General features: G+C 69.4%; 12 protein-coding genes. 7 read left to right on the top strand and 5 right to left on the bottom strand.

All coding sequences use genetic code 11. The annotated features are described in order from the left end of the window. Positions 1-160: 160 nt before the first annotated feature. The 4 genes from LPH33_RS08235 (at position 161) to LPH33_RS08220 (ending at position 10421) form a co-directional block, all read left to right on the top strand. Positions 161-5656: a glutamate synthase-related protein gene (locus LPH33_RS08235; protein WP_229567780.1), complete on the top strand. Its 5496-nt coding sequence runs from the start codon at positions 161-163 to the stop codon at positions 5654-5656. After that, the gene (locus LPH33_RS08230) at positions 5653-7416 is read left to right on the top strand and encodes a sulfite reductase subunit alpha (protein ID WP_088898730.1); all 1764 of its coding nucleotides are present in this window, start codon (positions 5653-5655) and stop codon (positions 7414-7416) included. The genes LPH33_RS08235 and LPH33_RS08230 overlap by 4 nt, the downstream gene beginning before the upstream one ends. Before the next feature lie 150 nt (positions 7417-7566). Continuing rightward, on the top strand, positions 7567-9609 hold the full coding sequence (locus LPH33_RS08225; protein ID WP_229567779.1) for an elongation factor G-like protein EF-G2: 2043 nt from the start codon (positions 7567-7569) through the stop codon (positions 9607-9609). Positions 9610-9647: 38 nt separating this feature from the next. Beyond that, positions 9648-10421, top strand: coding sequence for a PIG-L deacetylase family protein (locus LPH33_RS08220; RefSeq protein ID WP_229567777.1), 774 nt, complete (start codon positions 9648-9650; stop codon positions 10419-10421). Between the two features lies 1 nt (position 10422). Here LPH33_RS08220 and LPH33_RS08215 read toward each other — a convergent pair whose 3' ends face one another. Continuing rightward, positions 10423-10920, bottom strand: a complete 498-nt coding sequence (locus tag LPH33_RS08215) for a beta-class carbonic anhydrase (protein WP_229567775.1) — start codon at positions 10918-10920, stop codon at positions 10423-10425. 161 nt (positions 10921-11081) lie between these two features. Here LPH33_RS08215 and LPH33_RS08210 point away from each other — a divergent pair, with 161 nt between their 5' ends. After that, a complete protein-coding gene (locus LPH33_RS08210; protein WP_060654362.1) occupies positions 11082-11276 on the top strand; it encodes a hypothetical protein in 195 nt (64 codons plus the stop codon). Between the two features lie 7 nt (positions 11277-11283). Here the strand turns inward: LPH33_RS08210 and LPH33_RS08205 are convergent, their stop codons facing one another. Together LPH33_RS08205 and LPH33_RS08200 are read right to left on the bottom strand one after the other, a co-directional pair. Continuing rightward, positions 11284-12414, bottom strand: a complete 1131-nt coding sequence (locus LPH33_RS08205) for an iron-containing alcohol dehydrogenase (RefSeq protein ID WP_229568296.1) — start codon at positions 12412-12414, stop codon at positions 11284-11286. Positions 12415-12530: 116 nt separating this feature from the next. Further along, positions 12531-13511 carry an ADP-ribosylglycohydrolase family protein gene (locus tag LPH33_RS08200; RefSeq protein ID WP_229567774.1) on the bottom strand — a complete coding sequence of 327 codons (981 nt, stop codon included), beginning with the start codon at positions 13509-13511 and terminating at the stop codon, positions 12531-12533. Positions 13512-13572: 61 nt separating this feature from the next. Here LPH33_RS08200 and LPH33_RS08195 point away from each other — a divergent pair, with 61 nt between their 5' ends. Then, positions 13573-14238: an NUDIX hydrolase gene (locus tag LPH33_RS08195; RefSeq protein ID WP_229567772.1), complete on the top strand. Its 666-nt coding sequence runs from the start codon at positions 13573-13575 to the stop codon at positions 14236-14238. Positions 14239-14242: 4 nt separating this feature from the next. On the opposite strand, the gene LPH33_RS08190 is transcribed toward LPH33_RS08195, so the two are convergent. Further along, positions 14243-15151, bottom strand: a complete 909-nt coding sequence (locus LPH33_RS08190; protein WP_229567770.1) for a pseudouridine-5'-phosphate glycosidase — start codon at positions 15149-15151, stop codon at positions 14243-14245. A gap of 20 nt (positions 15152-15171) precedes the next feature. Next, positions 15172-15732: a maleylpyruvate isomerase family mycothiol-dependent enzyme gene (locus LPH33_RS08185; RefSeq protein ID WP_229567768.1), complete on the bottom strand. Its 561-nt coding sequence runs from the start codon at positions 15730-15732 to the stop codon at positions 15172-15174. 36 nt (positions 15733-15768) lie between these two features. Between LPH33_RS08185 and LPH33_RS08180 the strand changes: the two genes are divergently transcribed. Next, positions 15769-16641, top strand: a complete 873-nt coding sequence (locus tag LPH33_RS08180) for a helix-turn-helix domain-containing protein (RefSeq protein WP_229567767.1) — start codon at positions 15769-15771, stop codon at positions 16639-16641. Positions 16642-16650 lie beyond the last annotated feature (9 nt).

Here is a 16650-nt window from a genome sequence, read left to right as displayed (position 1 = left end):
TCGCAACGCACGGCGCATTCGGACAAAGACGTCTGCATTCACCTATATCGTCTCCGGCACACGTCTATGCACTTCAGGAGCTGCGCCTTCCCACGCGTTCCCCTTCTTCGCATCGTCACTGCCGGTCGACGCCGAATTCGATGCACCGAGGAGGACGTCCGTGACGCACGCCAGTGACACCGGCCTGTACGACAGCACGCTGGACAAGAGCAGTTGTGGTGTCGGTTTCATCACCCGCAAGGACGGCGTGCAGACCCACGACGTGCTCACCCGCGGCCACGAGGCCCTGTGCGTCGTGCCGCACCGCGGTGGCATGTCCGCCGAGGGTGTCGGCGACGGAGCCGGCATCAACGTGGACCTGTCGGTCGCCTTCTTCTCCGAGATCACCGGAAAGCCCTTGCAGGAAGGGCACTTCGGTGTCGGAAACTTCTTCCTCCCCACCGATCCCGCGGCGCATGCCGATGCCGAGGAACTCGTCTCGTCGGCACTCGCCGGAGCCGGGGTCACCGTGCTCACGGTGCGCGACGTTCCCGTCGACGACAGCGTGTTGCGTCCTGCCGCAACGAAATACCAGCTGCCGATCCGTCAGTGGATCTTCACCCGGCCCGACGCGTGCGAGACCGTCGACGAGTTCGACCGACTGCTGCACGACGTGCTCCTCGAGGTCGAGGCCCGCGCCTACACCGAGCCCGAACTGGGCGGGCTGTACCCCCTCTCGCTCAGTGCACGCACGCAGGTTCTCAAGAACCGCTTGAACTCTCACGAGGTCATCCCGTACTTCCGCGATCTCACCGATCCGCGGCACGCGGTGCACACCCTGTTCTTCCACACCCGGTTCTCGACGAACACCGATCCGCATCCGACGATGGCTCAGCCGTTCCGCCTCATGGCGCACAACGGCGAACTGAACACCGATCGCAAGAACCGGCTGTTCGAGGGCGCCCTCGCCCGCGCGATGGGCCGCGACATCATCCGCCCGCCGGGACAGTCCGACAGCTGCCGCTTCGACCAGACCCTGGCCTCGCGCATCGCCCACAACGACCTCGACCTCGTCACCGCCGTCGTGCAGATGATGCCGCCGGCCTGGGAGAACGACACCGAGCTGTCGCCGCCGGTCCGCGCGATGCTCGAGTTCTTCTCGCTGTACGAGGAGAAGAACGACGGTCCCGCCGCGCTGATCTTCGGCAACGGCACCGTCGTCGGCGCGCGCCTCGACCGCCTCGGCCTGCGCCCGCTGCGCACCGTGGAGACCGAGGAGTACCTCGCCGTCACCTCCGAGGCCGGTCAGTTCGATTTCGCGCCCGAGACCGTGCTGCGTCGCGGCCGCATCGAGGCCGGCGGCATGCTGTACTTCGATCACCGCACGCGCCGCTCCTACGGAACCGTCGAGGCACTCGAACTTCTTGCTGCCCGGCAGGATTACGCGTCGCTCGTCGACGAGGCCCGCCGCGATCTCGATGCCCTGCCCGAGGTTCCCGCCGAGAAGGCCGGTTCCCCGCTGCGCTACAACGGCGATCTCGAGCGTTACCAGCGCTACGTGTCCTACAGCATCAACCAGGAGTCCTTCCGGTTCATGCTCGACCCGATGCTCGCGTCGGGTCAGGAGCGCATCTCCGCGATGGGCTACGGCAACGCCATCAATGCGCTGTCGGATCAGGAAGGCGGTGTGGCCAAGTACTTCTCGCAGCGCTTCGCCCAGGTCACCAACCCGTCGCTGGACTCGATCCGCGAGGCGGACGGCATGACCCTGCGCGTCGCGCTCGGCGCTCGCCCCGGTAGCGGTGCTCCCGCCTCGTCCGCGACCCAGATCGTGGTGCCCACCCCGATCCTCACGCACCTCGACATGCTGCGTATCCGCGAGCAGTCCGACACCCCGGTGCGGCGTTTCGAGATGCTGTACTCCCCCGTCTTCGACGACGCCAAGGCGAACGCGGCCGCACTCGCCGCCGCGATCGACGGTACTGCCGAGGCCATTGCCGATTTCGCCCGCGAATCCGGTGGCATCGCCGTGCTCACCGACCGCCACGTCTCCACCGACCGCGCCGGACTGCCGATGGTACTCACCGTCGCCGCCGTCAACCAGCGCCTGATCGACGAGGGACTGCGTCTGCGCGTGTCCGTCATCGTCGAGTCCGGACAGCTGTTCTCGTCGCACCACATCGCTGCGACCCTCGGTTTCGGTGCCGCTGCGGTGTATCCGCTCACGGTGCAGATGCGCGCCGAGGAGAAGTTCGGCGACGACGCCGACGCGGCCTTCCTGAAGTTCCGCAAGGCCGCCGAGAAGTCGCTCATGAAGACGATGGGACGCGTCGGCCTGTGCACCGTCGAGTCGTACATCGGCGGTGAGTTCTTCGAGCCGAGCTATCTCGACACGAGCGACGAGGTGCTCGCGCGCTGGTTCCCGAACGTCAAGTCCCCGGTCGGCGGTGTCGGTTTCACCACCCTCGCGCAGGCCGTCGCCGACTGGCACCGTCGCGCCCTCACAGTCGAGACCGAGAAGGACGTCCCGCTGCTGGGTCTGTTCAAGGAGCGCGCCGAGGGCGCCGGTCACTCGTTCGGCACGACCGCCGTGCGCGGCTTCGTGGACATGACCGAGGAGCCGTTCACGCTGCCCGTCGAGAAGGAGGCCGAGCCGGATCTGACCGACGCGCTGCGTCTGCTGCCGCTGCACCGCCTCTCCGACGCGCACGGTCTCGACGACGCGTCGTACCGCTACGGCGGCTTCCGCGCCCTGACACCCGCCGAGATCGATGCCTTCGAGATCACGCCGGGTTACCGCGCGTTCGCCCGCACGATGGCCGACGAGCGCGCGCAGCGTCCCGCGGCGCTGCGCGACGTGCTCGCCCTGCCGGCCGACGTCACCTACGCCGTCACCGCCGAGGACTTCACCAAGGAGATGGGCCGCTTCGCGCGGTTCGGCAACAACTCGATGCTCGTGCGCGGGATCTCCGCGGCGCGGGTCGGCGAGAGCGAGTTCGTGCTGCGTCTGACCGGTCCGCTCGCCGACGACCACCGTCGTCCCGATGCGCTCGCGGCCTCGCTCGTCGCCCGCTTCGGGGACGCCATCGTCTCGCACCGCTGCTACGGCGACACCCTGACCGTGCACGCGATCGGTGATGCCGCGCGCTATCTCGAGCAGGTCCGTCAGGCCCCGCTGAGCGTGCGGCTCGACCGGGTGCAGCCGGCCCACGAGATCACCCCGGCGCTCGCGTCGGGTGCGATGAGCCACGGCGCGCTCAACTCCAACGCCCACGAGGCCGTCGCCCACGGCACCAACATGGTGGGCGGCATGTCGAACTGCGGTGAGGGCGGCGAGCACATCTCCCGCTACGGCACCATCCGCGGCTCGCGTATCAAGCAGTTCGCGTCCGGCCGCTTCGGTGTGTGGGCCGGTTACCTCGCCGATCCGATGCTCGAGGAGATCGAGATCAAGATCGCGCAGGGCGCCAAGCCCGGCGAGGGCGGCCAGCTTCCCGCCAAGAAGGTCACCGTGGAGATCGCCGCGGCACGTGGCGCCACGCCGGGCGTCGAGCTGGTCTCGCCGCCGCCGCACCACGACACCTACTCGATCGAGGACCTCGCCCAGCTCATCCACGACGCCAAGGCGGCGCGGGTGCGGGTGATCGTCAAGCTCGTCTCCTCGGAGGGCATCGGCACGATCGCCGTGGGTGTCGCGAAGGCGGGCGCCGACGTCATCAACGTCGCCGGCAACACCGGCGGCACGGGCGCCGCCTCGGTGACCTCGCTGAAGTACGCGGGCCGGTCCGCGGAGATCGGTGTCGCCGAGGTCCACCAGGCCCTCACGGCCAACGGTCTGCGCGACAAGGTCGTGCTGCGCTGCTCGGGTGCGCACCAGACCGCGTCGGACGTCATCGTCTCCGCGCTGCTCGGCGCCGACAGCTTCGAGTTCGGCACCACCGCGCTGATGATGCTCGGCTGCGTCATGGCGAAGAACTGCAATGTCAAGTGCCCGGCAGGTCTGACCACGAATCCCGAAGTGTTCAACGGTGATCCGCGGGCGATGGCCCAGTACCTGCTCAACGTCGCGCACGAGACCCGGGAGCTGCTCGCCCGCCTGGGTCTGCGGTCGCTGCGCGACGCGCGTGGCCGCGCCGACCTGCTGCACCTGCTCGACCACCCGTCGAGCGTGGGCCGGCTGGATCTGCGGGCGATGCTCGCGGTGCTGCCCGAGGTGCACATCGACAACCCGGTCTACATGGAGAAGGACTACTCGCTCGACGACGCGTGGGTGGCCCGGCTGCGCGAGGCCCTCGTCGATGCGAAGGAGCTCACCGTCTCGCTCGGCGACGGCGTGCAGCTGACGAACAACAACAAGAGCGTCGGCGCGCAGCTGGCGATCGACATCGAGCGCATGCTCAACCACGAGGATCTCGGCGCCCTGCCGGCCGTGCTCGACGACGAGCGTGGACGCCGCTGGTTGCGCGACGGCACCGTCACCATCACCACCTCCGGTTCGGCGGGCCTGTCCTTCGGGGCGTTCTGCAACGACGGCATGCACATCGTGCACACCGGTACCGCCAACGACGGCGTCGGCAAGGGCCAGTGCGGTGGGCAGATCGTGCTGCGCTCCCCCGGCGGCGGCAGCGACGATCGCGGTGGCAACGTGCTCATCGGCAACTTCGCACTCTTCGGTGCGACCGGCGGTCGCCTGTTCGTCGAGGGCGAGGCCGGCGACCGCTTCGCGGTGCGCAACTCCGGTGCCACCGCCGTCGTCGAGGGTGTCGGCGAGTTCGCCTGCGAGTACATGACCAACGGTGCGGTGCTCAACATCGGCGAGTTCGGCAAGGGCTTCGGCAACGGCATGTCGGGCGGGTTCGTCTACCAGTACGACCCCGAGGGCCTGCTCCCCCGCAAGGCCAGCGCCGACTCGATCGTCCTCGGGTCGATCACCGGCGACGACCCGCAGGCCGCGATCCACAACGCCGCGGTACTGCAGCTGCTGCACCTGCACGTCGAGGCGACCGGTTCGGTGAAGGCCCGCTTCCTGATCGACAACTGGCAGGTCGAGCAGCACCGCTTCGCGTACGGCATGCCGCGCGCGCTGCTGCAGTACCAGGACCTCGGCGAGATCCTCGCCGCAGCGTCGCGCAAGGACCTCGCCGCCGAGGTCGCCACCGCGCTGGTCGCGCACCAGGTGCGCAAGTTCAAGGAGAACTACCGCTCGGGTGTTCCCGTCGCCGGTGGTGTCACCCCGGACGCGACCGACACCGAGGCCATGTACGCGCTGCTCAACAACTACACGGTGCTCGCCGCCGCGCAGGAGATGGCGCTGCAGAAGGTCCCCGGCGCCACCGACGTGTCGGATCCGGCGGTGCAGAAGGCCGCACGCAATCTGCTGCTCACCGAGGACTTCTTCCTCGTCGCGAAGCTCGAGCGCTACGCCCTCGCGGCGATCGCCGACCACACCGACGAGCAGCTCGCGGCGCTGGTCGCCGACAAGCGCCTCAACGACTACAAGCAGGCCCTGGCCCTGCGCAACGTCCGCTCGGTCGATGCGCCCGGTACCTACGGCTGGATCCTCTTGCAGAGCCGCAAGAATCTCGACGCCGCAGGTCGCCTGCCCGGTTACGAGGAACTGTTCGCACGCAACGCCGTCCCGAACGTCCTCACCTCCACGATGGGAGTCTCCGCGTGACCACCACCGGCCCGTTCATTCCCCTCGACGCTCCGTTCACCGCCGATCAGCGGTCGTGGCTCTCCGGCTTCGTCGCCGGGATGCAGACCCGCCTGTTCTCCGGTGGTCCCGCCGACGATGCCGGGACCGCCGGCTCGGCACCCGCTCTGCACGTGCTCTACGGCTCGCAGACCGGCAATGCCGAAGCCGTCGCCGAGGACGCCGCGGTCGCGGCGCGTGCCCAGGGCTTCGCGCCCGTCGTGTGTGCTCTCGACGACATGGACCTCGACCGGTTCGCCGGTCTGGGTCAGGTCCTGATCGTCACGTCCACCTACGGCGAGGGCGAGATGCCCGACAACGCCGAGCTGTTCTGGGAGGCACTGTCGGCCGAGAGCGCCCCGCGTCTCGACGGCATGAACTTCGCGGTGCTCGCCCTCGGCGACACCGGTTACGACGGGTTCTGCCAGGCGGGCAAGCTCATCGACATGCGGCTCGAGCAGCTCGGTGCGCAGCGCATCGTGCCGCGGGTGGACTGCGACGTCGAGTTCGAGGAGCTCGCCGCGACGTGGATCGCGGAGACGCTGCCGCTCGTCGCGGCCGTCGAGGGCATCGTGGGCGACGGCGCTCCCGCCCCCGCGGCACCGGCGGCACCGGCCCGGGCGAAGTCGCAGTGGACCCGCAAGAATCCCTATCCGGCGGTGTTGACGTCGAACGTGTTGTTGTCCGGGGCGGACTCGGCCAAGGAGATCCGGCACTACGAGTTCGCGCTCGCCGATTCCGGTCTCGAATACGAAGCGGGCGACGCGCTGAACGTGGTGCCCGTCAACGACACCGAACTCGTGCACGCGATCCTCGGTCGGCTCGGTCTCGACGGCGCGACCGTCCCCGAGGGTCACGACGACACGCTCGAGCATCTGCTCACCTACAACTACGAGATCACCGCTCCGTCCGTCGATCTCCTCGAGGAGATCGAGAAGCACACGGGCAACGAGGAACTCACCTACGTGCTGCGGCACGGCGACAAGGCCGCACTCGACGAATGGCTGTGGGGCCGCGACATTCTCGACGTGCTCCTGCTCGATCCCGCGCCCGAGCTGTCGGCCGAGCAGTTCCTGGCGCTGCTGCGCCCGCTGCAGCACCGGGCGTACTCGATCTCGTCGAGCCCGAACGCGTGCGACGGTTCGGTGCACCTGACGGTCGCGGCGGTGCGCTACGGCACCGACGGCCGCGAGCGTCGCGGGGTGTGCTCGACCTTCCTCGCCGATCGTGTCGGTGAGAGCAGGGTCGGCATCTTCGTGTCGAAGAACAAGGCCTTCCGCGTCCCCGCCGACGACACCGCACCGATGATCATGGTCGGTCCGGGCACCGGCATCGCGCCCTTCCGCGGCTTCCTGCAGGAGCGGAAGGCGCGGGGAGCGACGGGGAAGAACTGGCTGTTCTTCGGCGATCAGAAGCGCGGCTGCGACTACATCTACGAGGACGAGCTGACCGAGTTCGCCGACTCGGGTGTGCTCACGCGCCTGGACCTGGCGTTCTCCCGCGATCAGGCCGAGAAGATCTACGTGCAGACCCGCATGAAGGAACACGGCGCGGAGCTGTTCGCGTGGCTCGAGGAGGGCGGACACTTCTACATCTGCGGCGACGCGTCGCGGATGGCGAAGGACGTCGACCGTGCACTGCACGAGATCATCGCCGAGCACGGCGGCATGAGCGACGAGCAGGCCGCCGAGTACGTCACCACCCTCAAGCGCGAGAAGCGGTACGTGCGCGACGTGTACTGAGCAGGCCGGGGTACGCATCATCACGTCGAGGCTCGCAACACCATCGGTCACCGGTGGCGTTGCGAGCCTCGAGCGCGTGTTGCGATCCTCCCCGGAGGCACCATCGGAATGCCTTAGACTGTGCTGCAGGTCACACGAGGGAGTAGCTCGATGCCCGATCGCTCCGCAGCACGCAGCCGGCAGGCACCGACCGCCGACAGTCCCGACCGGATCCGCAACGTTGCCCTGGTGGGGTGCAGCGGCTCCGGGAAAACCACCCTCACCGAATCCCTCGCCGTCGCAGCGGGCGCCGTCGGGCGCGCCGGGCGCGTGGCCGAGGGCACCACGGTGTCCGACTACGAGGAGATCGAGCAGCGCCACCGCCGGTCGGTGCAGCTGTCCGTCGTGCCCCTCGAATGGAACGACATCAAGATCAACCTGATCGACACACCGGGACATCCCGACTTCGACGCCGAGGTCCGCGCGGGTCTGCACGCTGCCGATGCGGCGATCTTCGTCGTCTCCGCCACCGATCCCATCAGCGCCGCGACCCGCGCGCTCTGGCGCGAATGCGACGACGAGGCGATCCCCCGCGCGATCGTGGTGAACAAACTCGACGTCGCCCGGCACAGCTTCGACGACATGCTCACCGACTGCCACGACGCATTCGGATTGGGACCGGACACCCTGCGGGCCATGTTCTATCCCGTCTACGACGGCGACCGCCCGATCGGGTCGATGGGTCTGCTGACGGGCCGCAGCTACGGCGAACCCGGTCCGTGCCCGGTGTCCACCGAAGCGCGCGAGAGCCTCGTGGAGGCCATCTCCGGCCAGGACGACACGCTCATGGAACGGTTCATCGCCGGCGAGCAACTCGACACGGCCTCCCTGCAGGAAGGACTCACCCGCGAGATCCTGGCGTGCACCCTGCACCCGGCCGTCCCCGCCGACGAGACAGGGATCGGCGCCGTCGAACTGCTCGAGTTGATCACCACCGGATTCCCCGCACCGACGCAGCGCGGTCGCGGGGCACCGCCGTGCGATCCGGACGGTCCGCTCGCCGCGCAGGTCGTGCGCGTGGCCGGCGACTCCTATGTCGGGCGGATCAGCCTGGTGCGCGTCTACTCCGGCACGCTGCGACCCGACACGATCGTCGCGCTGGCCGACGGCGACCGCGACAGCCGCGAACGCATTCCTGCCCTGACGAGCCCGTTCGGCAAGCAACAGCGCCCGGTCGGCGAGGCCGTGGCGGGAGACATCGCCTCCGTCGGGAAGCTCGCGACGGCACAACCCGGCGACGCCCTGTACGACCCCGACCATCCGGTCCCACTCGACCGGTGGCCCACCCCGACTCCTCTGCTCCCCGTCGCGATCGAGGCACACACCCGCACCGACGACGACAAGCTGTCCCAGGCCCTGTCGCGCCTCGCCTCCGAGGATCCCGCGCTGCGCGTCGAGCAGAATCCCGAGACCCACCAGCTCGTGCTGTGGTGCACGGGTGAGGCGCACGCCGAACTGGTCCTCGAACGATTGCGCACCCGGCACGGTGTCCAGGTCGACACGGTCGAGCATCGGGTGCCGCTGAAGGAGACCTTCGCCGGCCCCGCGAAAGGCCACGGCAGGCTCGTCAAACAATCCGGCGGGCACGGCCAGTACGCGGTCGTCGACGTCGAGGTCGAACCACTGCCGGTGGGCAGCGGGGTCGTCTTCGCCGAGAAGGTGGTGGGCGGTGCGGTTCCGCGCCAGTTCATCCCGTCCGTGGAGAAGGGCGTGTACGCGCAGGCCGAGAAGGGCGTGACGACGGGATATCCGCTCGTCGACGTGCAGGTCACCCTGGTCGACGGCAAGGCCCACTCGGTGGATTCGTCCGACGCGGCCTTCCAGGCGGCCGCCGGGCTGGCCCTGCGGGATGCGGCCGCGCACAGCACCGTTCGCGTACTCGAACCGGTCGCCGCCGTGCGGGTGATCGTGCCCGAGGAGTATCTCGGTGCGGTCCTCGGCGATCTGTCGGCCCGGCGCGGACGGGTGCTCGGCACCGAATCCCCCGAGCCCGGTGTGGCTCTGCTGCGCGCGGAGGTTCCCGAACTCGAACTCGGCCGCTATCCGGTCGAACTGCGGGCCATCACGCAGGGCACCGCCGATTTCGCCCGCCAGTATCTGCGGCACGAACCGATGCCCGAGAACCTCGCGGCCCGATACGGCGAGTCGGACTGACCACTGCACCGGACGGGCAGCGTGTCAGCATGAACGCCATGAGCGTTCTGCTGTGCTTCCACGCACACCCCGACGACGAGGTGTTCCTCACCGGTGGCGTGATGCGCCGGGCCGCCGACGCCGGGCATCGCGTCGTGCTCGTCGTCGCCACCGACGGTGCCCGCGGCGAATATCCCGATGGGCTGCTCGCGCCCGGCGAATCCCTCGCCGCCCGCCGCACGAAGGAGCTCGAGGAATCGGCCCGGGCGCTGGGTGCGACGCGAGTGGTGCCCTTCGGATACGGCGATTCGGGGATGGCCGGCACGGTCGGCAACCACGATCCGAATGCCTTCGCCAATGCCGATCCGAGCGAGGTGGGGGCCAGGCTGGCCGCCGTGATCGAGCAGGAACGCGCCGATGTCGTCACGATCTACGACGCGCACGGCGGCTACGGCCATCCCGATCACGTCCAGGTCCACCGGGCCGGTGTCCACGCCGAACGGATCACCGGACACGATGCCGTCTACGAGGCGTCGAGCAACCGGGACCACCTGATGCGGCTGCTCTCGGCGCTGCCGGACACCCCCGACGACGTGCGCCCACCGGACCTCGGGACCTTCGGCCTGCCGGAATCGGAACTGACCACCGCCGTGGACGTGTCGACGGCACTGGGCGCCAAACGCGCGGCGATAGTCGGCTACGAGTCGCAGATCGGCGACTTCGGGCCGATGCTGAACATGCCCGAGGAACACCTGCGCGCCGCCTTCGGTGTCGAATGGTTCCGGCGCCGTAGCCTTCCGCCCGGCCTGCAGGAGACCGAACTCCCGCTCTGAACTAGGCGGCGGGCACGGTCTCCTCGAGTTTGCCGGTTGCCACGTCGAAGACGAACCCGCGCAGCGAGCTGGTCTTCGTGACGAACGGGCTCGTCTCGATGCGGCGCAGCGACTGGCGCACGTCCTCGTGCGGGTCGCGGAAGGACTCCGGTGCCCAGGCCGGGCGGATACCGATCTCGTCCTGCACCGCGCGCGTGAACTCGTCGTCGGTGAAGGTCAGCATGCCGCAGTCGGTGTGGTGGACCAGCACGATCTCGGTGGTGCCGAGCAGTCGCTGACTGATGGTGAGCGAACGGATCACGTCGTCGGTCACGGCTCCGCCGGCGTTGCGGATCACGTGGGCCTGGCCCTCCTCGATGCCGAGCGCCCGGTACACGTCGAGCCGGGCGTCCATGCACGCCACGATCGCGATGTGTTTGCTGGGCGGAAGCGGCAGCGGGCCGGAGAAGCCGGCCGCGTAGGTCTCGTTGTTCTTCAGGAATTCCTCGGTGACGGTCATCCTCGTCCCCCTTCGTCGTCGGACAGGCCGCCCCGATGATGGCCCGGTTCGGCGTGCCCGTACAGGGTGGTGATCGGCGTGAGCAGAACCGTTTGCCCGTTTGACCGTTCCGGCGCTCGGGTACCGCTCCCCTGCACCCTACGAACGAAGGACGGACGTCGATGGACAACGCCCCCAAGCACGGCTCGGGCCGCCCCGAGGACAACGACGACCTCACCGGCCAGAAGATCAAGCATCTCGTCGACAAGCTCGAACAGAAGGTCGAGAAGGAACGCGAGGAGGAGGGTGCGCCCGGCAATGTCGCGGACCGGGTGAAGACGGAGAAGGTAGAACCCGACGATCAGGCCCCCGAATGAGCCGTCCTCACGCGTAGATCCGCCCGTAGAGTTCGCGGATCTCGTCGGCCGTCGGGATCCTCGGGTTGTTGTTCGGGGATCCCGACGCCAGCGCCTGCTCGGCCATGACCGGAACCCTCTCGTCCCAGGTCTGCCTGTCGATGCCGTACGACTTCGGAGTCGGCACCTCCACGTCGCGGCACAGTTCCTTCAGCGCGACGACCAGGTCGGCGGCGGCGGTCGCATCCGAGGCGTCCGCCGAAGCCGCGCCGAGGGCGCGGGCACAGTCGGCATAGCGGGACTCGGCCGCGTCCACCGAGAACTCGGTGACCGCGGGGAACAGCATCGCGTTCGACAGTCCGTGCGCGACGTGGAAGTGCGCGCCGATCGGCCGGCTCATGCCGTGCACCAACGCGACGCTGGAGTTGGAGAACGCGATCCCCGCCTGCGTGGCGGCCAGCATCATCCGCTCCCGCGCCTCGGCATCCTGCCCGTCCGCGTAGACGCGTCGCAGCACCTGTCCGATGGTGCCGATCGCGACCAGCGCGAGGCTGTCGGAGAACGGGTTCGCCTTCCTGCTGACATAGGCCTCGATGGCGTGGGTGAGTGCATCCACGCCGGTGTCCGCGGTCAGGCGCGGGGGCATCGTCAGGGTGAGCCGGTAGTCGACGATCGCGGCGACCGGCAGGAAGGCCAGACCCGGGCACAGCATCTTCTCGTCGGTCTCACTGTCGCTGATGACCGTGAACTGGGTTGCCTCCGAGCCGCTTCCCGCCGTGGTGGGCACAGCGATCACCGGTAGCGCCGGGCCGATGTTGTCGCGCGGCGCCTTGTAGTCGCGCATGTGGCCGCCCTGCCGGGCGAGCAGCCCGAGCGCCTTGGCCGTGTCCATCGGGCTTCCCCCACCGAACCCGATCACGCAGTCGGCGTCGTGCTCGGCGACCGCCGCGACACCCGCTTCGAGCGAGGCTGTGGTGGGGTCGGGCACGGTCTCGGCGAAGACCGCGGGGTGCAGTCCGGCGGCCTCGAGCTGCGCGACCATCCGGTCCACCGCACCCGTGCCGACCAGGAACTTGTCGGTCACCACCAGGGGCCGGGCGAGTCCGAGTCCGGCGACGACCTCCCCGACCTCGTCGACGGCGCCCCCGCCGACGCGCATGATGCGTGGAAGTGCGATGGAAGCCACGTGCGATCCCTCCTCGAGTATCCGGCCGACGCCTCGTGTCTACCGCATCACAGCCGCGAGCGGAGGCATCCGGCGGATCTCGGGGAGTCTCAACTCTCGACGACCCGCAGTCCCGTCTCGCGCTCGCCGGAGCCCTTCCGCGCGGTGAGCAGTCCGAGGCGCTCGAGGTCGTCCGCGCGGTAGCCCGGCCATCCGTGCAGCATGCGACGCCACCGCTCGGGCACCGCGGAGGCACCCCACCGGGCGCCGAGCAGCCCGCCCGCGATGGCCGCGACCGTGTCGGTGTCGTTGCCGGCGCGCACGGCGAGTTCGAGTGCCTCCGGCAGGTGTCCGGGGCCGTCGGTGCGGGCGTGCGTGATCGCCCACCACGCGGCCTGCAGGGCATGGACGACCCAGCCGTTGTTGTCGAACACGCGCGGACTCGGCGCGGTCTCGGCCTCGTCGAGCAGCGCCGTCCACCGCTGTGCGGCGGGCTGCGACAGGTGGGCCAGGGCGACCCGCACCCCGTCGAAGGTGCCGTGGAGGACTGCGTGACGGATCGCGAACGACCACAGCCGGCACGCTTCGGATGCCTGCTCGTCCGCGTGGGTGAGGCTGCTGATCGCATGTGCCGCGGCCAGACACCGCTCGGCGTCGTCGAGGAAGGCGAGCCCGACGGGTGCGGTGCGCATGAGCGATCCGTTGCCGCCGGTGCGCCCCGGGAGGCTGCGGGCGCGCGCCGTCATGGTGGCGGCGGTGGGGCCCGCCTCGCGCAGGACGGCACGCGTCTGGTTGCCGATGTCCTTGGGGTTCGTGGCGTACCAGCGGAGGAACTGCGCCGCGACCGCGTCGAGTCCGGCGCCCTCACCGATGTCGACGCCGGTCGCCGAGACCTCGGCGATGGCGAGGGCCATGGAGGTGTCGTCGGTCCACTCACCGGGCGCGAACGGCCCGAGACCGCCGCCGATCATGTCGATGGGCGTGGCGTCCGTCGGATAGGTGAATTCGTATCCGGCCCCGAGTGCGTCGCCTGCTGCGGTGGCGAGCAGGACTCCGGCGGCCCGGTCGTTCTGCGCTGCGGTCGTTTCCATGAACCCCTCTATTCGATCAAGTCTGCGCTAAAGTTAGCGCATCAATGATTGAATGTCCACCATGGGCACACCGACCGACTCGACCGGCAGGTCGCTCACCGACTACCCGCGCCCCTCGGTGGCCGTGGACGTCGCGGTCCTCACCGTCGACGAAGTACTGAAAGTTCTGGTCGTCGAACGTCCCGACGGCACCTTCGCCCTCCCGGGCACCTTCCTGCACCCCGGCGAGCGACTCGCCGAGGCCGCCGAACGCGCCCTGCGCGACAAGGCCGGACTCACGGGCGTGGACTTCTACCAGCTGGCCATGCTCGACGATCCCGAGCGCGACGACCGCGGGTGGGTGCTGTCGATGGCCCACGGCGCCGCGGTGCCGGTCGCCGAGATCCCCGCCGAGGCGCATCTCGTGCCGACCACCGAGACCGCCGACCTCGCCTTCGACCATGCCGAGATCGTCGACCTGGCCGTCGCCGACCTGCGACGCCGGTACTCCGCCGAGGTCGACCCCGGCAACTTCCTCGGCGAGCAGTTCACCGTGCTCGACCTGCGGCTGCTGTACGAAACCGTCTATGCCCGCAGCTATCCCAAGGACACCTTCCGCAGACACCTGCTGCACGGCCTCGAACCCACCGGCGAACTGCGCAGGGAGGGCACGGGCCGGCCCGCCGAGATCTACCGCCGGCGCAGCACTCCCCTGCCGTCGTCCACCGCCGCCTTCCTCCTGCAGTGACGCCTCAGGACGCCAGCGCGTGCGCGATCTCCGCGGCGACCGCGACGTTCCCGCGATAGACCGCGACATTCGTCTCGAGCGAGCGCCCCTCGGTGGCCCGGTGCATGTGGTCGAGCAGGAACGGGGTGATCGCCTTCCCGCGCGTCCCGGCCTCGGCGGCTGCGCGTTCGGCCTCGGCGAGCACGCGGTCGTGCAGTTCCGGATCGATCTGCGCCTCGGCCGCCACCGGATTCCCGACGAGCACCGCCGACCGCAGGCCCAGCCCGTCCCGCGCCCGCGCCACCTCCGCGGCCCGTTGCGCCGACTCCACCTCGTCGACATCGCAGCCGCTGTCGCGCACATAGAAGCCGGGAAAGCGGGTGGTCCGGTATCCGACCACGATCACCCCGAGCGTCTCGAGCCGTTCGAGCGTGGCGGGGATGTCGAGGACGGACTTGACGCCGCCGCACACCACCACGATCGGAAGTGTCGCCAGCGCAACGAGATCCGCGCTCTCGTCGAAGGTCGACGCAGCCCCCCGGTGCACGCCGCCGAGCCCGCCCGTGGCGAACACGTCGATCCCGGCACGATGCGCGAGCAGCGCCGTCGCCGACACCGTCGTCCCGCCGTGCAGCTGCTTGGCCGCTGCGACCGGCAGGTCGCGGATACCGAGCTTGACGACCGGGACGCCCTCCGCGCCGAGCATGCGGATCTGCTGTTCCGACAGACCGACCGTGGGTGTCCCGTCGACGACCCCGATGGTCGCGGGCAGCACCCCGGAATCGCGCAGACGTTGCTCGGCGTCGAGCGCGACCTCGACGTTGCGTGGCCGGGTGAGGCCGTGCGTGAAGATCGTCGATTCGAGCGCCACGACCGGCCGCCCGGCCGCGATCGCCTCGCGCACGTAGTCCGCGACGCGGATCGTTTCGCTCATACGACCGACGATAACGCGGCCTAACCGATCGAGGCGGCCGTGCGGCGCCCCATCTTCGCGAGGATCCGGGTCGTGCGGTTCGCGTCCTCGGGAGCCGGCACGGCCGGAGCGCAGACACCGTCCATGTAGAGCGCGTCGCCGAAACTGTCGGCGCCGGCCTCCATCCGGTCGAGTTCGGCGTCCGAGAAGGTTGCATCGATCCCGGCGCTGCGCGCGATGTCCCAGCGGTGCACGAGCATGTCCCAGATGTAGAACTGCTCGAAGGTCGCACCCACCGTGGTCGGTCCGAAGTATCCGTCGTAGGTCGTCGAGACGAGTGCGTCGTCGGCGAGGATCTCGGCGATTCGTGCCGTGTGCGTCCTCCACGCCTCGACAGGACGGTCGGTATCGGGCCGCTCGCCCACCTCGATGCCGCGTCCGGCGAAGAAGTCCCGCTGCGTGTCGATGATGTGGGCCAGGACGTCACGTGCCGTCCACCCCTCACACGGCGACTGCGCGTCCCAGTCGGTGTCGCGAAGCGACGAGATCACGTCGGTGAGCGGCTTGTCGGCCTCTGCGTGTCGCAGTGCTGTTGTATTCATGACTCGATACTGACGACCGGCGAGGACGAGGTATTGATGAAACCCGACGGCGGCGATCCCCTCGGCGGTCCCGATGACACCGACCGCGTCGGCGGTCCCGATGACACCGAACGCGCCCACCTGAAGGATCCGCACGACGCTTCGCACACCATCCACCGCTATCCCGCCGCGCCCGACCTCACGGATCTGATGCAGCGGTACTGGATTCCCGTCTGGTCGGTGCCGGCCGGCCGGGAGGCACCCCAGCGGGTGCTGCGCTATCCCGTCTGTCAACTGGTGGTCGCGCACGACTACGCGCGCTTCTACGGCGTCGAGCACGGACTGTCCACGGTCACCCTCACCGGCGAGGGCTGGGCGGTCGGGTCCATGCTCAGCCCGGCGGCCGGTGCCCTGATCACCGGAACCTCGCTCGCGGCGTTCACCGACCGGGCGGTCGACCTCACGGACGTCCTCGGAGATGCCGGGTCGCGTCTGATCGCGCGGGTGCGCGAGGCGATGGCGCACGACCCGGACTCTCGCGAGTCGCACCGCGCCGCGACGGAGGCGTTCGACGACGTGCTGCGCGCTTATCTGCCGATCGACGAGGAGGGGCGACTCGTCAACCGGGTGGTGGCGTTCGTCGAGGAGAACTCCGACGTCCTGCGGGTCGATCAGGTGCGGGCGGAGTTCGGTCTCGGTGAGCGCGCGCTGCAACGCCTCGTCCAGCGACGGATCGGGCTGACGCCGAAGTGGCTGATCCAGCGACGGCGACTGCAGGAGGCCGCCGGTCGCCTGCGCGAGAAGCCCGGATCGTTGTCGGAGGTCGCCGCGGTCCTCGGTTACGCCGACCAGCCGCATTTCGTCCGGGATTTCGCGAGGGTCGTGGGCATGACGCCGGGCGCGTTCGCGGCCCGTTACGGCGGGGGATGACCGCCCTCC

The sequence above is a fragment of the Rhodococcus sp. RDE2 genome (assembly GCF_020885655.1).
Taxonomy (GTDB): Bacteria; Actinomycetota; Actinomycetes; order Mycobacteriales; family Mycobacteriaceae; genus Rhodococcus; species Rhodococcus pyridinivorans.
Note: the sequence above shows the minus strand (reverse complement) of the source record. Positions and strands in the feature narration are given on the sequence as shown.